The organism is Qipengyuania aestuarii (assembly GCF_019711535.1).
Classification (GTDB): Bacteria; Pseudomonadota; Alphaproteobacteria; order Sphingomonadales; family Sphingomonadaceae; genus Qipengyuania; species Qipengyuania aestuarii.
In genome coordinates, this window is sequence record NZ_JAIGNP010000001.1 from 681,905 (window position 1) to 697,368 (window position 15,464).

At 63.3% G+C, this 15,464-nt stretch carries 14 protein-coding genes; 6 read left to right on the forward strand and 8 right to left on the reverse strand.

What is annotated here, in order from left to right:
* Window positions 1–605: 605 nt before the first annotated feature.
* A complete protein-coding gene (locus K3175_RS03405; protein WP_221541939.1) occupies window positions 606–1,634 on the reverse strand; it encodes an endonuclease/exonuclease/phosphatase family protein in 1,029 nt (342 codons plus the stop codon).
* 334 nt (window positions 1,635–1,968) lie between these two features.
* Between K3175_RS03405 and K3175_RS03410 the strand changes: the two genes are divergently transcribed.
* Complete coding sequence (locus K3175_RS03410; protein ID WP_221541940.1) at window positions 1,969–2,406, forward strand: FKBP-type peptidyl-prolyl cis-trans isomerase; 438 nt, start codon at window positions 1,969–1,971, stop codon at window positions 2,404–2,406.
* A 54-nt stretch (window positions 2,407–2,460) separates the two neighbouring features.
* Here the strand turns inward: K3175_RS03410 and K3175_RS03415 are convergent, their stop codons facing one another.
* Window positions 2,461–3,288: a substrate-binding domain-containing protein gene (locus K3175_RS03415; protein WP_221541941.1), complete on the reverse strand. Its 828-nt coding sequence runs from the start codon at window positions 3,286–3,288 to the stop codon at window positions 2,461–2,463.
* Window positions 3,289–3,360: 72 nt separating this feature from the next.
* On the reverse strand, window positions 3,361–3,948 hold the full coding sequence (locus tag K3175_RS03420; RefSeq protein ID WP_247710634.1) for a pyridoxamine 5'-phosphate oxidase family protein: 588 nt from the start codon (window positions 3,946–3,948) through the stop codon (window positions 3,361–3,363).
* Between the two features lie 155 nt (window positions 3,949–4,103).
* Here K3175_RS03420 and K3175_RS03425 point away from each other — a divergent pair, with 155 nt between their 5' ends.
* Window positions 4,104–4,970, forward strand: coding sequence for an RcnB family protein (locus K3175_RS03425; protein ID WP_247710635.1), 867 nt, complete (start codon window positions 4,104–4,106; stop codon window positions 4,968–4,970).
* A gap of 67 nt (window positions 4,971–5,037) precedes the next feature.
* On the opposite strand, the gene K3175_RS03430 is transcribed toward K3175_RS03425, so the two are convergent.
* Complete coding sequence (locus K3175_RS03430) at window positions 5,038–5,592, reverse strand: cytochrome b (RefSeq protein WP_221541942.1); 555 nt, start codon at window positions 5,590–5,592, stop codon at window positions 5,038–5,040.
* Between the two features lie 100 nt (window positions 5,593–5,692).
* On the opposite strand from K3175_RS03430, the gene K3175_RS03435 reads away from it, so the two are divergent.
* Window positions 5,693–6,361, forward strand: a complete 669-nt coding sequence (locus K3175_RS03435) for a prolyl hydroxylase family protein (protein ID WP_221541943.1) — start codon at window positions 5,693–5,695, stop codon at window positions 6,359–6,361.
* 16 nt (window positions 6,362–6,377) lie between these two features.
* Here the strand turns inward: K3175_RS03435 and K3175_RS03440 are convergent, their stop codons facing one another.
* The 3 genes from K3175_RS03440 to K3175_RS03450 form a co-directional block, all read right to left on the reverse strand.
* A complete protein-coding gene (locus tag K3175_RS03440) occupies window positions 6,378–8,006 on the reverse strand; it encodes a lysine--tRNA ligase (RefSeq protein ID WP_221541944.1) in 1,629 nt (542 codons plus the stop codon).
* Window positions 8,007–8,361: 355 nt separating this feature from the next.
* Complete coding sequence (locus tag K3175_RS03445) at window positions 8,362–9,246, reverse strand: oxidoreductase (protein WP_221541945.1); 885 nt, start codon at window positions 9,244–9,246, stop codon at window positions 8,362–8,364.
* A gap of 11 nt (window positions 9,247–9,257) precedes the next feature.
* Complete coding sequence (locus K3175_RS03450) at window positions 9,258–10,133, reverse strand: NmrA family NAD(P)-binding protein (protein ID WP_221541946.1); 876 nt, start codon at window positions 10,131–10,133, stop codon at window positions 9,258–9,260.
* A gap of 101 nt (window positions 10,134–10,234) precedes the next feature.
* Between K3175_RS03450 and K3175_RS03455 the strand changes: the two genes are divergently transcribed.
* A complete protein-coding gene (locus tag K3175_RS03455; protein WP_221541947.1) occupies window positions 10,235–10,942 on the forward strand; it encodes a TetR/AcrR family transcriptional regulator in 708 nt (235 codons plus the stop codon).
* Window positions 10,943–10,956: 14 nt separating this feature from the next.
* On the opposite strand, the gene K3175_RS03460 is transcribed toward K3175_RS03455, so the two are convergent.
* Window positions 10,957–12,063, reverse strand: coding sequence for a mechanosensitive ion channel family protein (locus K3175_RS03460; RefSeq protein ID WP_221541948.1), 1,107 nt, complete (start codon window positions 12,061–12,063; stop codon window positions 10,957–10,959).
* 101 nt (window positions 12,064–12,164) lie between these two features.
* On the opposite strand from K3175_RS03460, the gene K3175_RS03465 reads away from it, so the two are divergent.
* Complete coding sequence (locus tag K3175_RS03465) at window positions 12,165–14,915, forward strand: ATP-dependent DNA helicase (protein WP_221541949.1); 2,751 nt, start codon at window positions 12,165–12,167, stop codon at window positions 14,913–14,915.
* Window positions 14,912–15,439 (forward strand): SixA phosphatase family protein, encoded by a 528-nt coding sequence (locus K3175_RS03470; protein ID WP_221541950.1) that lies wholly within the window; start codon window positions 14,912–14,914, stop codon window positions 15,437–15,439. The genes K3175_RS03465 and K3175_RS03470 overlap by 4 nt, the downstream gene beginning before the upstream one ends.
* Window positions 15,440–15,464 lie beyond the last annotated feature (25 nt).

Consider the following 15,464-nt stretch of genomic DNA (forward strand, 5'->3'; position numbering starts at 1 on the left):
TAACGAAAAACTGGCGGCGAGACCCTTAGGTCTCGCCGCCATTATTCATGGTTATCTTACCTGCCAATTATGGCGGCGATTAATTCATTGCGGATTCCAGCGCCTATAGCACCAGTTCTCGCATAGGCGCACCGTTTTGGTATCAGGCTGCCAATCTTGACAATTTTCCATGCAAATTTCGAAATTTCGTTCGTTGGAGCCAGGGCCTGCCTGAAGAGGCGACGCAGCGACGCCAAGAGCTAAAGCCAATAAACCAGCTTTTCTTGTTATTCTGTTCATGCCGTTCTCCAATTCTAGATACGCCAGGTAGGCGCCAATTAAAGCTGTCTGAATTGGATTATTTTTGCAAGTTTGTTTCGCTTTAACTCGCGGTTTTAGTATTTTTACCTATAAAATGAAAAAGTGCATTTACACTAGACTGCTAGGGCAACTCTCCTCCGGCCCAGTATTGTGGATTGCAAATTTGGGTTTTTGTCATCGTCGCGAAAACTCACTTAACGGTCGACAAAAACTACGGCTGCCGATGAAGTCTCACGATGATCGATCCGACAAGGGGGATTGACTCATTACTTGGTCCGCACCGGCTATGCCAAACGCGAACCTGACTATTGCTCCCCCTCCACACGGTCCTTAGCCGTATCTTCCTCGAACTCTTCCATCACCTCGTTCGCCTCGTCCTCGTCCTCGGCGCTGGGGCCCTCGACGTTTTCGTTGCGGATGCGGGCTGCTTCAGGGTCGAGGCACAGGCGTGCCATGAAGGGGCGGTGGTCGGAGCCGACCGATTTGCCGACCTCCATCTCGCCCAGCAGGAATTCCTCGGTCACGAACAGGTGATCGAGCGGCCAGCCCAGCCACACCATGCCGGCCGGGAAGCTGGCATAGGTGCCACGGCCTTTACGCGGGTCGAGCAGGCCGCCGATGTCGGTGAACAGGCGCGTGGTGTCGGACCACGCGACATCGTTGAAATCGCCGATGGCCAGCACCGGCATCGCCAGATCACGCGCCATACGGGCGGCGACGACAATTTCCGCGTCGCGCTCTTCCGTATCCTGCTTCGGCTTGGGCGGACGGGGGTGCAGACCGATCACGCGGAAGCTGTGCCCGCCGGCTTCCAGCGTGGCGAAGACCGAAGGCGTGTCCTTTTGCGCCAGATCCTGGATCGACGAATTGCTCATCGGCAGGCGCGAGGCGAACATGATGCCGTAGGTATTGTCGAGCGGCCGGTCGATCCGCCCCGGATAGTCTTCCAGCACGCCCGCCACGGCATCAGCCCAGGCCTGATCGGTCTCAGTCAGCAGGACGATGTCGGGATCGAAGCGCCGGATCAGGTCGATCGTGCGGCCGTATTCGCGGTTCTTCTGGAGGACGTTGAGAGTAAGCAGGCTGAAGCAGCCCTCCCCCCGGCCCTCGCCCTCGGCGACCTGCGCGATATCGGTCGGCACCAGCGGCGTATAAGGGAGAACACGGTAGAACTGCCAAGTACTCGCCACGATCAGCGCCAACGGCACCCAGGGCCGCCATGCCTTGTCGACGAACCACAAGACAAAGGCACTGGCGATCATGGCAAGCAGGATCTGGATCCGCGGGAAATCCCAGATGCGGATCCACCACTGGTTGAAATCGGTAGTGCTCATGAGCGACCCCGCCACCAGTGCGATGGCGAAAATACGCAAGACCCAGATGCCTAATTTGCGCCACCCATGGGCGCCCGTACCGATTATCCTAGACACAAGGCCCCCTAAGCTGACGACGAGAGGCAGGCGCTACAGGGAGAAACGGAAAGCGTCCATGTCCCGGCATCCACTTTCACCGGCGCTGTAAACCGCGCGTTCCATCCTTGTCGGACGCTCGTTTGACATGCCCCACCATCCTTTGACACAATAGTGCTCAAGGCGCCCGGTTCGCGGGTGCTGTTCCGGACGGCGCAGTTCTCTCGGCGCCGCGAACACGAAATTCAAAGGATTCCCCATGACTACTCCAAGCAACGGTGACACCGTGACCATCGATTACGTCCTCAAGCGGGGCGACGGCGAAGTGGTCGGCAATACCGAAGAAGCAGGCCCCCAGCAGGTCCAGCTTGGCGCCGGACAGATCTTCCCGCAGATCGAAGAGGCCCTCACGGGCATGGAAGTGGGCGACAGCAAGAGCGTCGACATCGCCAGCGATAACGCCTTCGGTGCGCGTAGCGAGGAACTGGTGATCGACATTCCGCGCGCCAACCTTCCCCCCGAACCTGCACCGCAGCCCGGCATGGCGCTCAACGCGCAGACGCCCGACGGCCAGCCGATGACTCTCTACATCCTCGAAGTGGGTGACGAGGCGATCAAGGCCGACGGAAACCACCCGCTGGCGGGTCAGGACGTGACGTTCGACGTTACCCTGCGCGACATCAAGCAAGCCGCGTAATTTTCACGTGGGGCGGCATGCGCAAGGGCCGCATTGCCGCCCCTCGTCAGCCAGTCAGCTTGCTGTCGGAGCGACCGAACTGCGCTCGGCGAGCTGGAAAGGGATTTCGGCGTGCGCTTTCGCATCTCCCTTTCCCGCTACGCAGTTGGCAAGCAGTTCGCAGGCCTTCGCCCCCATTTCTTCCAGCGGCTGCCGCACCGAAGTCAGCGGCGGGTTCATGGACTTCGCAATCGGATCATCGTCGAACCCGACGACGGAAAGCTGCTGCGGCACCGACTTGCCGGCACGCCGGGCCGCATCGACAAGCCCCGCTGCCATTTCGTCATTGCTGGCGAAAACCGCTGTGGGCTCTGCAGCAAGCAGCTTTGTGCCCATGTCTACACCGGACTGACGCGTGTAATCCCCTTCGACCATGAGGGCGGGATCGATCTTGACCCCTTTGGTACCCAGAGCCGCAGTGAAGCCGTTGTAACGCCGCATGCTGGACAGATGCGAGCGCGGGCCGCGGATGATGCCGATCTTGCGGTGGCCTGCTTCGAGCAGCAATCTGGTGACGCTGAGCACCGCTTCATACTCATCCATCACGATGGTGATGCCGCGGCCCGGGTCGAGCATCGGAGCAATACGCGCAAAAGGAATGTTCCGCTTTTCGATTTGCAGCATGAGATGCCGATCATCGGAAAGCGGCGCTGTCAGGATCACGCCCCCGCCCCCTTCTTCGGCAATTGCCTCCTGCGCATTGCGACCGGTGGTGTGCAGATTTTCGAGCTGTATTTTAACGCCCATCGTACCCGCCTGACGGGTAGCGCCCGAGTGCAGCCGCGAAACATAATCGCGATTGGTATTGTCGAACAGCATAAGAATGCGGTCGCCGGCTTTCATTTAGATCATCCCCCCATATTAGATAGCGCTAACATTTCCGCTCGTTCTTGAGGAGCGGCTTGTAGGCTGGCCTCAGGGCGTAACCCAACACCCCTTACCATTGGTAAATATCGCGCGCCTGTGGCCATCGTTGGAGAGAAAATACCAGTCGGCACTCTCGATCTTCACGACCATGACTGCGAAATTCTTCCGCGCCGGAGCAAGTTCTTCCTCAGTCGGGCGCTTTCCTTCAATCTCGTCGGGCAATCCGCTCGACGGCTGCTCTCGCTCTTCGCCCGGAGGCGCGCCGAGATAGCAACGCCGCGCATAAGTGTCGCTTTCGCTCCAAGCAGCGGTTGCAAGCCAACTCTCTGTCTCGATACGCGCCTGGCCCCTGCAACGGATCTGCACCTTCTCATCCCGGTCGTAGAACAGCACGGCGACCGCCGCATTGTCTTCCAGCGTTTCGACCTTGGGCGAGCGGGCGTCGGTGTGAAATCTCAGCGTCCAGTCGCTGGTGTCGAAATTTCGCAGTACCATGATCCGCGCATCTGCATCCGCTGTGGCGACCACGGGGGTATGCATGGGTGACCGCCTGTTGCTGGCCGCCTCCAGCAGGCGATCCTCAATATCCTGGCGAACTGTTTCAAGTGTCATTGCCATGGGCACGTAACGCGCCATCGCTCAGAGTGGTCCGCATTCATTCTTTCTGGCAATAAAATGAACAATCACACCTCGCAGCGGTTCAGACACCGGTCAGCCTGATCTGATAAGCATTTCCCATCGATAACGGCCGCAGGTGTGGAGCGGCACTCGAAGATATGAGGACAGGCTCCATGACATTGATCAGACTGATGAGCGGTGGCGCGCTCGGTGCACTCGCCATAACGCTCGCCATCACCGCCCTGCCTACCCCGGCACAGGCGGCCGAAGCGGCGCAGTTCAGCCAACGCGACCGCGGCGACCGTAATCAGGACCGGGCCGAATGGCGGCAGGAACGCCGGGGCGAGCGCAGGGAACAGCTGCGCCAGGACCGCGGCGAACGACGCGATGAAAACAGGCGCGCCGATTTCCGTTCCGTGAGAGACGATGCCGTTCGCGAAGGCGCGCGGCGCGCGCGCGACGATGAGAACCAGCGGGGAGCCTATCGTGACCGGCAGTGGGACAGGCCCCGCGAAAGGGACGACGATAATCGCCGTGATCGACGATATGGCGGAGACCGCAACCAGGACTACAATGGCGATCGCAACCGCAGCTATCGCGACCGGCGCCAGGACGCCCGAGAGGATCGCAGGGATCGCCGCGATGCCTATCGTCAGGGTTACCGCGAGGCCCGGCGGGATGACCGCCGCTCGCGCTATTATGATGGCAGCCGCTGGCGCGATTACGACCGGTGGGACCAACGGCGCTGGCGGCAGAATAATCGGTACAATTGGAGCCATCATCGCGCCAACAACCGCGGCCTGTACCGCTTGGGGCGCTATTACGCCCCATATCGCGATTATCGCTATCGCCGGCTTAACATCGGCTTCCGCCTGGGCAGCCAGTTCTTCGGCAATCGCTACCGGGTCAACGATCCGTGGCGCTACCGCCTGCCCGAGGTCTACGGCCCCTATCGCTGGGTCCGGTACTACGACGACGTCCTACTGGTTGACGTCTACAGCGGCGAAGTGGTCGACGTGATCTACGACTTCTTCTGGTAAGCTGACCGCAGAACGAAAGATACAAGACCCCCGCCGGGCAGCCGGCGGGGGTTTTCTGTTGAGTTGGTCAGGCTTTGCCAAAAGGAAGCATGCGGAAGATACCACCGTTCTTGTCGAAGAAGGTATGCTTGAGCGCGCCGAGGATATGGAGCGCGATCAGATAGATGAAGATGCTGCCGCCCGTCGCATGAATGCTGAAGATCGATTTTGCTGCATCCGGATTGTCGCCCACGGGAAGCGGCGGAATGGTGAACAGGCCGAACATGTCGATCTCGCGCCCGGCCAGCGAATTGGCGATCCAGCCGCCGAGTGGCAACGCGATGAGCAATACGTAAAAGATGACGTGCACGATGCGGGCAAGGGTCTTTTCCCACTGTGCCAGATCGGATGGAAGCGGTGGTACCGGGTGTGTCCAGCGCCACAGCAGACGACCGACGGTCAACACCAGAATGAGGATACCCAACGCCTTGTGATTGGCGAAAATCGCCGCGCTTTCCGCCCCCGACTGCGCGTGATGCGCGTTTTCGGCGAGCCGCCAGTTCACGATTACGGCGACGGCAATGACCCAGTGAAAGATCATCGCACCAACCGAATAACGGCGCGCGGAATCGGCGGTGTTCATATGTAACTTCCTTTCCCAACTTTATCGGCGAACGTTAGCTTAGTCTCGCCCGCCTGCAAGATGGGTTGAAGTGGCAGGCCCGGTCGCTAAGATTCTGATCATGACGAAGACCACGACGATTCCCGATCAGGATGCCCTCAAGCGTATCGGTGCCAAGGTCCGCCAGCGACTGGAGAGCGATCCCGACATCTACAAGGTGCCGACCGACAAGGCCGAGATTTTTGCAGTCGCTAATTTCCTCAGCCCCGAGGAATGCCGCCGGTTCATCACTATGATCGACGTTGTGGCACGGCCGAGCGAGTTGCATGAGACCGCCTATATCGAGAAGTTCCGCACTTCCTATTCGGGCAATTTCCACCCCAACGATCCCTTCGTCAAAGGCGTGTCACGCCGGATCGACGATCTGCTGGGCCTGCCGGCCGTCAATGGCGAGGCGATCCAGGGCCAGCGCTATCTTCCGGGTCAGGAATTCAAGCCGCATAACGACTGGTTCTACACCGACCAGGAATACTGGAAGGAAGAGCGCAAGCGCGGCGGCCAGCGGTGCTGGACGGCTATGGCATTCCTCAATAAGGTGCCTCAGGGCGGACATACCCACTTCACCCATGTCGGCGCCTCGATCGAGCCCAAGCCCGGCGTGCTTCTCATCTGGAACAACGCCAGCCCGGACGGCACGCCCAACCTCGACACCATGCACGCCGGCACGCCGGTCATCGAAGGCTCCAAATACGTGCTGACCAAGTGGTACCGCACGCGCGCCCACAAATAGGCGCCGATCGGGGGCGTCAGCCGCGCGCCAGCGCCTCGGCGATGAGCTTGCGGCTGTTTTCGATCCCGTACAGCGCAATGAAGCTGCCCATGCGCGGCCCCTGATCGCTGCCGAGCAGCGTCTGGTAAAGCGCCTTGAACCAGTCGCGCAGGTTCTCGAAACCGTATTCCTCGCGCTTGCCGATCTCGTACACCTGCGTTTGCAGATCCTCCGCGCTCGTATCGGCGGGGGCGTCGGCGAGATAGGCATCGAGCGCCTTGAGCGCCTCCGCCTCGTTCGCCGTCGGCGCGCGCTTCGAGAGGGTCGGCACGATGTAGTCGCGCGTATAGGCCACCGCCGTGCCGATCAGCGTGTCGAGTTCGGGCGTGATCCGGCCCGCCCCGATGTAGCTTTCGAGATAGTCGCGCAGCGATTCCTCGCTGGCTTCCGCGCCCAGCACGCTGGCAAGGTTGAGCAGCAGGCCATAGGTCACCGGCAGGCTGTCGCCCGCTCCGGGCGCTTCCGCCGCCTCGAACCCGCCATTCGCGCGGGCCAGATGCCACACCGGATTGCCCAGCTGCTTGTCGAGCTCCTGCTCGGCCAGCCGCTCGCGGAACTGCCAGTAATCGTCCACCGCCCGCGGGATCACGCCCACATGCAGCTGCTTGGCGCTCTTGGGATTGGGGAAGATGTAGAAGCCCAGGCTCTCCTCGCTGCCGTAATCTAGCCATTGCTCGATGGTCAGACCGTTGCCCTTCGACTTGGAGATCTTCTCACCCTTCTCGTCGAGGAACAGCTCGTAGATCAGCCCTTCGGGCTTGCGGCCGCCCAGCGCCTGCACGATCTTGCCCGACTGCACGCCGCTGTCGGTCAGATCCTTGCCATACATCTCGTAATCGACGCCCAGCGCGTACCAGCGCATTGCCCAGTCGACCTTCCACTGCAGCTTGGACATGCCGCCCAGCGCGGATTGCTCGACCACCGTGCCATCCTCGTCGGTAAAGCGGATGGTCCCGGCTTCCGCATCGACGACCTCGACCGGCACCTGCAACACGCGGCCCGTCTGCGGGCTCACCGGGAGGACCGGCGAATAGGTCTTGCGCCGTTCCTCGCGCAGGGTCGGCAGCATGATGTCGAGGATCGCGTCATTGGTCCGCAAGACCTGGCGCAGCGCTTCGTCGAAGGCGCCGGAATTATAGCGGTCGCTCGCCGCGATGAACTCGTACTGGAAGCCGAACTGGTCGAGAAAGGCGCGTAGCTGCGCATTGTTGTGCGCGGCGAAGCTGTCGTATTCGGTGTCAAAGGGGTTGGGTACGCGCGATAGCGGCAGGTGCAGGTTGTCCTGCAACAGCGCCTGGTTCGGCACATTGTCGGGCACCTTGCGCAGGCCATCCATATCGTCGCTGAAGGCGATCAGGCGTGTCTTGCCGTCTTCAGGCTTCGCGCCGATCATCGCCTCGAAGGCACGGCGGACCAGCGTGGTGCGCAGCACTTCCTGGAAAGTGCCGATATGCGGCAGGCCGCTGGGGCCATAACCGGTCTCGAAGACGACCGGCGATCCGTCGGGCTTGGCCCCGCTCGGATAGCGTTTGAGCAGCCGCTGCGCCTCCTGGAACGGCCAGGCCTTGGACACGCGGGCGGCTTCGATAAGATCGGTCATGCTCATGCGCACCCTCTTGCCGCTGGCCGCCGTGGTTGCAAGTGCCAAATGTCGGATTCCCTCTCGGCAAATCCTACAGGATGGAGCACATGGAGCACGGTCCAGAGGGAAAAATCGGTGGCGGTTGAGAAGCTCCCCGAAGTGGTGCTCGAAGAATGGGATGCGGGCCGATTCATGCGCTCGTTGCTAGTCGGGCCTATGCGTGTAGGAAAGTAGATAGGTGCGGGTCAGGGCCGTACGGCAGCCAGCGCGCCGCATCACTTCGAACATCGGCGTCCGGGCCGCTTTGCGCGAGATTCTCAGTGTCTCACAGGAGCACTTCACGGAGCCCGGAAGCCGACTTTAGGCGGAAAGCAGGCGGCTACTTCCCTATTCCGTTCAGCGTGGCCACAGCTTCCTCAGGAAGATGCAAATTGGCTGCTGCGACGTTCTGACGCAGGTGGTCTACCGAGCTCGTGCCGGGAATCAGCAGGATATTGGGCGAGCGCTGAAGCAGCCAGGCGAGCGCGACCTGCATTGGCGTTGCGTCCAGATCTTTCGCCACGCTTTCCAGCGTATCCGACTGCAGGGGATCGAAGCCGCCGAGCGGGAAGAACGGGACATAAGCGATCCCCTCACCCGCGAGGTGATCGATCAGATCATCGTCGCCGCGATTGGCGAGATTATACATGTTCTGCACGCAGACGATCTCGGTCATGGAGCGCGCCGCCTCAACCTGTTCGGGCAAAGCGTTACTGATCCCCAGCGCGCCGATCCGGCCACGATCCTTCAGCGCGATGAGGGGTTCGAGCATCGGCCTCACATCCCCGGGAGTGGGCCCCGCGTCGCCTTCGCCGAACATCAGCCGCAGGTTCGCAATCTCGATCCGCTCGATCCCGAGATTGTCGCAATTGCTTTCGACCGCATCGATCAGTTCCTGTGGCTCCATCGCCGGGAGCCAAGCGCCTTCGTCATCGCGGCGTGCGCCGAGCTTGGTCACGATCGTCAGCCCTTCCGGAAAAGGGGCGAGCGCTTCGCGGATCACGCGATTGGTATGATGCGGGCCGTAGAAATCGCTCGTGTCGATATGGTCGATGCCGAGCGCGAGTGCTTCGCGTAGCACGGCGATCGCGCCCTCGCGGTCCTTCGGCGGGCCGAAAACATGCGGTCCGGCAAGCTGCATCGCGCCGTAGCCCATCCGGTGGACGGTGCGGTGGCCCAAGGCGAAGGTGCCCGAATTGGCGATGGCGTTGTCTGTCGTAAGCATTGGCAATTCCTTTATTCGTGATTGGTTTGGGGCGCCGGAGCCAACGCGGCCGCGAGCACGTCGCGCAGCGGTGTGGGTTTGCGGCCGAGCAGGGTTTCAAGCGCCGGGTCCACCGTGCTGAAATCACCCCGGCGAGAGGCGCGGAAGGTGCCCAGCAGCATTTCGGCGTAGTTCTCGGGCACGCCCGAAGCGACCTTCGCCGCTTTCCATTCCGCGTCCGACACGACGGTGTGGCGAATCTGGCGGCCGGTGATCTGCGAGGCGAGCTCGGCAATCTCGGCCATGGTCCAGGCGCGCGATGCCGTGAGCGGCGGGGTCGCCCCGTCGAAAGTCGCCTCGCCTGCGAGGAGTGCCGCGTCCGCCTGCGCCAAGTCATCGCGGGCGGTCCAACAAACCGGGCCATCCTCGGGCACGCGCAATTCGTTACCCTTCAGATCCTCGCCGATCATCTGGAGACAGCTCTCGGCATAGAAGCCATGCCGCAGCGCCGTGAACGGCGTGCCGCTCGCCTCGAGATCCGCTTCGCTCCTGGCGTGCTGGTCGGCGGGCGGAAAGGGCGATCCCTCGCGCGCGCCGGCATGGGAGGTGTAGAAGATACGTTCGACGCCTGCGCGGCTGGCCGCGACGATCGCATTGCGGTGCAATCTGCGCGCTTCCTCTCCGAGCTTGTCGACCGAGACGATCTCGATCCGCTCCATCCCGGCAAAAGCCTCGGGCAGACTGGCCGGATCGGCGAAATCCGCGCGCCGCACCGCGACGCCATCGGGCGGCGAGAGTGACCCAGGCTCGCGCGAAGCGGCAATGATCTGCGCCGGCGCTGTGCGCTGCGAAAGATGTTCGACGATTGCGCGGCCAAGATGGCCATTGGCGCCTGTGACCAAAATCATGTCTGAATTCCTTCCAGTGATATCGCTTTTCAGTTATCAGTGATAACAGCAATACGCAATCGGCGCTATCATTGTTCCCGTATCGTCGATATTGATTGGTCATGACGATGGACGAAGCCACCGACACCGATACCGACACAAGGCGCGCAGTACTCGATGCTGCTGCCGAGCTGATCGCAAGCGGCGGAACCGCTGCGCTGACGACGCGTGCGGTCGCGGCGAAAGCGGCGATCCAGCCGCCCACGCTCTACCGCATATTCGGCGACAAGCGCGGGCTGCTCGACGCCGTGGCGCAAGACAGGCTGGCGCGGTTCGTGGCGGAAAAGGAAGCCGATCAGCCGCATCCCGATCCGGTCGAGGAGCTGCGACGGGGGTGGAGCCGCTATGTCGCCTTCGGCCTCGAGAATCCGGAGGTATTCGCGATCATGAACGAGATCGGTTCGCCCCTGGCGCAGTCGCCTGCGTCGCTGGCCGGGATGGCGGCGCTGCGCCGCCGCGTGGCGCAGATCGCGCAGGCTGGCCGGCTTCGCATCGCGGAAGAGCGGGCCGTCGCACTCGTCCATGCGTCCGCAGTCGGCATCGTGACCACCTTTCTGGCCTTGCCGCCCGAGGAACGGGACGAGAAGATGCTTGCCCTGACCCGTGGCGCGGCGATTGCTGCGATCGTGGATGAGAGGGCAGCTTCGCAAGTATCCGGCCCGGTGCCTCACGCCATCGCCCTGCGCGCCCATCTCGACAATGCGGAAGCGCTGTCCCCAGCTGAAAGAGCGCTTTTGGGCGAATGGCTGGAGCGGCTGATCGAGAGCTGAGGAGGGGGAGTCGCTTACCGCGCCATCTGCTGCAGTGCTTCGCCTGAGGGAAAGCCCGTAATATCCAGCGGGGCGACCGGGGCCAGGCGACTGCGTACGATGGCTTCGGGCATTTCCGCCGCCAGCCACTGTATCAGCGCTTCGCGGATATCGCAGCGCAGGTCGTAAAGCGTCGGGGAATCCTTGGCCGTGACGAGGAAGCGGACCTCGATCGCGTCGCGCGTCAGCTCGGTGACCTGCATGTGCTTCACCCGCCCATCCCAGCGGGCATTGCTTTCGACCAGCTCCTCGAACTTGGTCCGGATCGGATCGAGCCGGGTGACCGGATCGACATAAAGCATGATCGTGCCCATCAGCTGCGCCGTGGTCTTGGTCCAGTTCTGGAACGTCTCGTCGAGAAATTTGGAAGTCGGCACCACCAGCCGCCGTTCGTCCCACACCTTGACCACGACATAGGTCGTGCGGATTTCCTCGATCCAGCCCCATTCGCCTGCGATTATCACGGCATCGCCCACGATCACCGGCTCGGTCAGCGCCATCTGCACTCCGGCAATCAGCGATTTGAGCGCCGGCTGCGCTGCCGCGCCGACTGCGAGACCCGCAAGGCCGGCGGAAGCCACCAGTGTCACGCCGATGTCGCGCACCCCCGGGATCGCCAGCAGCATCAGGCCGATCACGACGAAAACGATGATAAAGGTGGCGATGCGATTGAACAGCGCGAGCTTGGTACGGCGGCGGCGCGCACGGCGATTGTCGGCCATGGAATCGTCATTCCGCAGGATAGCGACTTCAACCAGCGCGTGAAGGATCGCCAGCACCATCCAGCCGATGAAAAGCGGCATGACCACCCCGCCGATCCGGTCCCAGATTTCGTGCAGCACGGGAAAGATCGACGAAACCGCGACCAGCGCCAGTATGATCATCGCCCAGCGGCTGGGTTGGGCCAGCTTCCTCACCACGATATTGTCGGACCGGCTCTCACTCGACCGGGCAAAGCGGCGGAGCAGGCCGAAAGCCGCGGCATGGACCAGGACCGCGGCAGCGATGGTGACCAGCGCCACGAGGCCGACGGCGACCCACCAGGGGAGGAAAGCGAGATGTTCGTTTATCCACTGAGGCATGGGCCAAGGCTATGGGATCAACAATTATGCTGCAAGTGCGAAAGAAACTTCGCCGGGTACGGGCCTTGCTCCCCGTTCCGTTTGTGTTCTAACGCGCAGCTGTGAGCCAGTCGCTGCCCCTCCCTTCCCTTCACGCCAGCCATGCCGGGACCTGGCTGCGGGACGCCAACGGATCGACGCGCGGCTGTTCCAAGGGCGAAGCAGTGATGGCGGCTGCGGACACGCCGCTGCTGCTGCTGAACGCGCCGTTGGTGGCGAGCCGGCTGGGCTATCCCGACCTTTCGGGGCTCGATCTGCTCGAACTGTTCGCCTTCGTCCATCCAGCGAAATTCTGCGTGCCGACGCCCAAGGGGCTGGCCCATGCGCTGGGGCTGGAAGAACCCGCCGACGATGCGGCGGTGCCGCTGCTGCTGCAGAAGGCGGCCGGCGCCTTGATCGCCACCTGCGAAAGCGAGGACTGGGCGGAGCGCGAGGGGGCGTGGTCCACCCTGCAATCGCTCACCCGGCTGCGCTGGCCCTGGGCCAATGTGCTCGCCCCGCATGTCCGCAAGCCGGAGCGGGCGGAAAAATGGCTCTTCACGCGGCTGCCCGAATGGGAAGAAACGCCCGAACGCCCCCAGCCCTCGCAGGTTCTGATCGAGGAACCGGAGATCGAGGCGCATCTCGAACGGCTGACCGGAGAAGGCGCGGAACGGCGCGAAGGTCAGCGGCTGTTCGCGCGCGGTGCGGGGCATGTCTTCTCCCCGCGCGACCGGCAGAAACGCCCGCATGTCCTGCTGGCGCAGGCGGGCACGGGGATCGGCAAGACGCTGGGCTATCTCGCCCCCGCCTCGCTCTGGGCGAGCGCCTCGGGCGGGACCGTCTGGGTCAGCACCTATACCAAGAACCTCCAGCGCCAGCTGCGCCGCGAAAGCACGCGGGCCTGGCCTGCCCGCCGGCCGGATGGCTCGCCGCCCGTGGTGGTGCGCAAGGGGCGCGAGAACTACCTCTGCCTGCTCAATCTGGAAGATGCGCTGCAGGGCGGCTTTGCCGGGCGCCCGGCGATCCTGGCCCATCTGGTGGCGCGCTGGGCCGCCTATTCGCAGGACGGCGACATGATCGGTGGGGATCTTCCCGGCTGGCTAGGCACGCTGTTCCGCAAGCGCGGGATCGCGGCGCTGACCGACCAGCGCGGCGAATGCGTCTATGCGGGCTGCCCGCATTACCGGAAGTGTTTCATCGAGCGCAGCGCGCGCAATGCGGCGCAGGCCGACCTGGTGATCGCCAACCATGCGCTGGTGATGGTCAACGCGGCGCGCGGGCGCGATCTAGCCAGCCGCCCTACCCGCATCGTGTTCGACGAAGGGCATCACGTGTTCGATGCCGCCGACAGCACATTCTCGGCCGCGCTGACCGGGCAGGAGGCGATCGAACTCAGACGCTGGATCATCGGGCCGGAGCGCAACTCGCGCGGCCGGCGGCGCGGTCTGGCAGCGCGTCTGGCCGATGTTGCGAGCTATGACGAGGCTGGCGGAGAAGCGGTGGAGGCTGCCGTCGAGGCCGCCGAGGCCCTGCCTTCCGATGGCTGGCTCGGCCGGCTGGCGGAAAGCTCGCCTTCGGGGCCGCTCGAGGCGCTGCTCGCCCAGGTTCGCGCCACCACCTATGCGCGCGATGAGAGCGGGCAGGAAGCGGGCTACGGAATCGAGACCGAAACCTCGCAGCTTCCCGGCGAACTGGTCGAGGCTGCGGGCACTGCCGCGCAGGCACTGGCGCAGCTTCGCACGCCCCTGCTCAAGCTGGCCGGGCGGCTGGAAGCCGTGCTGGAGGACGCGCCCGACTGGCTCGATGGTCAGGGGCGGGCGCGGATCGAAGGTGCGCGGCATTCGCTCAGCTGGCGCATCGATCTGATCGCCGCGTGGGAAGCGCTGTTGGGGCGGCTGGGAGGGCCGGCAGATCCCGAATTCGTGGACTGGCTTGCGGTCGACCGCAACGATGCCCGCGAATTCGATGTGGGTCTCTATCGCCACTGGCTCGACCCGATGAAGCCATTCGCCAAGGTCGTGCTGGAACCCGCGCATGGCGTCATGCTGACGAGCGCCACGCTGACCGACCGCGACGAAACCGGGCCCGACTGGCCGCATGCGATCGCCAAGAGCGGCGCGCCGCATCTCGAACTCATGCCCAAGACGGCGCAGGCGGACAGCCCGTTCGATTATGCGGGCCGCGCCGAAGTGCTGATCGTCACCGATATCAAGCGGGGCGACATTCCGGCACTTGCGGGTGCCTATGCCCGGCTGATCGAAGCCTGTGACGGCGGCGTGCTGGGGCTGTTCACCGCGATCCGCCGGATGCGGGCGGTCTATGGCCGTATCGCCGACCGCTTGGCGCGCGCGGGACTGCCGCTCTATGCCCAGCATGTCGACCCGATCGACACCGGCACGCTGACGGACATCTTCCGCGACGATGCGCGCGCCAGCCTGCTCGGCACCGATGCCCTGCGCGACGGGGTGGACGTGCCCGGCCGCAGCCTGCGCTGCGTCGTGATGGAAAGCGTGCCGTGGCCCCGCCCCACCATCCTTCACCGCGCGCGCCGGGCCGCCGCGGCGGAAGAGGCCGGCGGGGCGCAGCGCTATGACGACCGCATCATTCGGGCGCGGCTTGCACAGGCTTTCGGCCGCCTGATCCGCAGCCGCGAGGATTCGGGGCATTTCGTGGTCCTGTCCCCCGCCTTCCCCAGCCGCCTGCTGTCGGCCTTCCCCGAGGGTACGCCGATCATACGCCTGACGCTTGCGGAAGCTTTACAGCGAGTGACGAACGGTGTTGGAGACAATGCCGATGCCGACACGGCTCCAGCGGAAAAGGAAGAATCGTGAAAGTCCTCGGGTTGTTGCGGCATGCCAAGTCCGACTGGGGCCAGAGCGACAAGCGCGATTTCGACCGCGGCCTGAACAAGCGCGGCTGCAAGGGCGCGGAACTGATCGGCCAGCATATCCGCGATCATGGCATAAAGTGGGACAGGCTAGTGGCAAGTCCTGCGAAGCGGGTGAAGACCACGCTGGAACAGGCAGCGATCGGACCGGCGGCCGAATGGGACGACCGCCTCTATCTTGCCGGCACCGAAACCATCATGGACGTCATCAGCGAAACCGCCAATGACGCCGGATCGCTTCTGGTAGCGGGCCATAATCCCGGCTTCGGCGACATGGTGTTCGAACTCGTGGCCCCTAAAAACGAAAACGCGCTGTTCGACGAGGCGAAGGTCAAATTCCCCACCGCGAGTTTCGCCGTGTTCGAACTGGACATCGATGACTGGTCGCAGCTGCGCGAAGGGTGCGGGAAACTGGTCCATTTCGCCCGGCCGCGCGATCTCGATCCCGAACTCGGCCCCGAATTCTGAAGGCGCATGGGCAGAGCAAAGACTT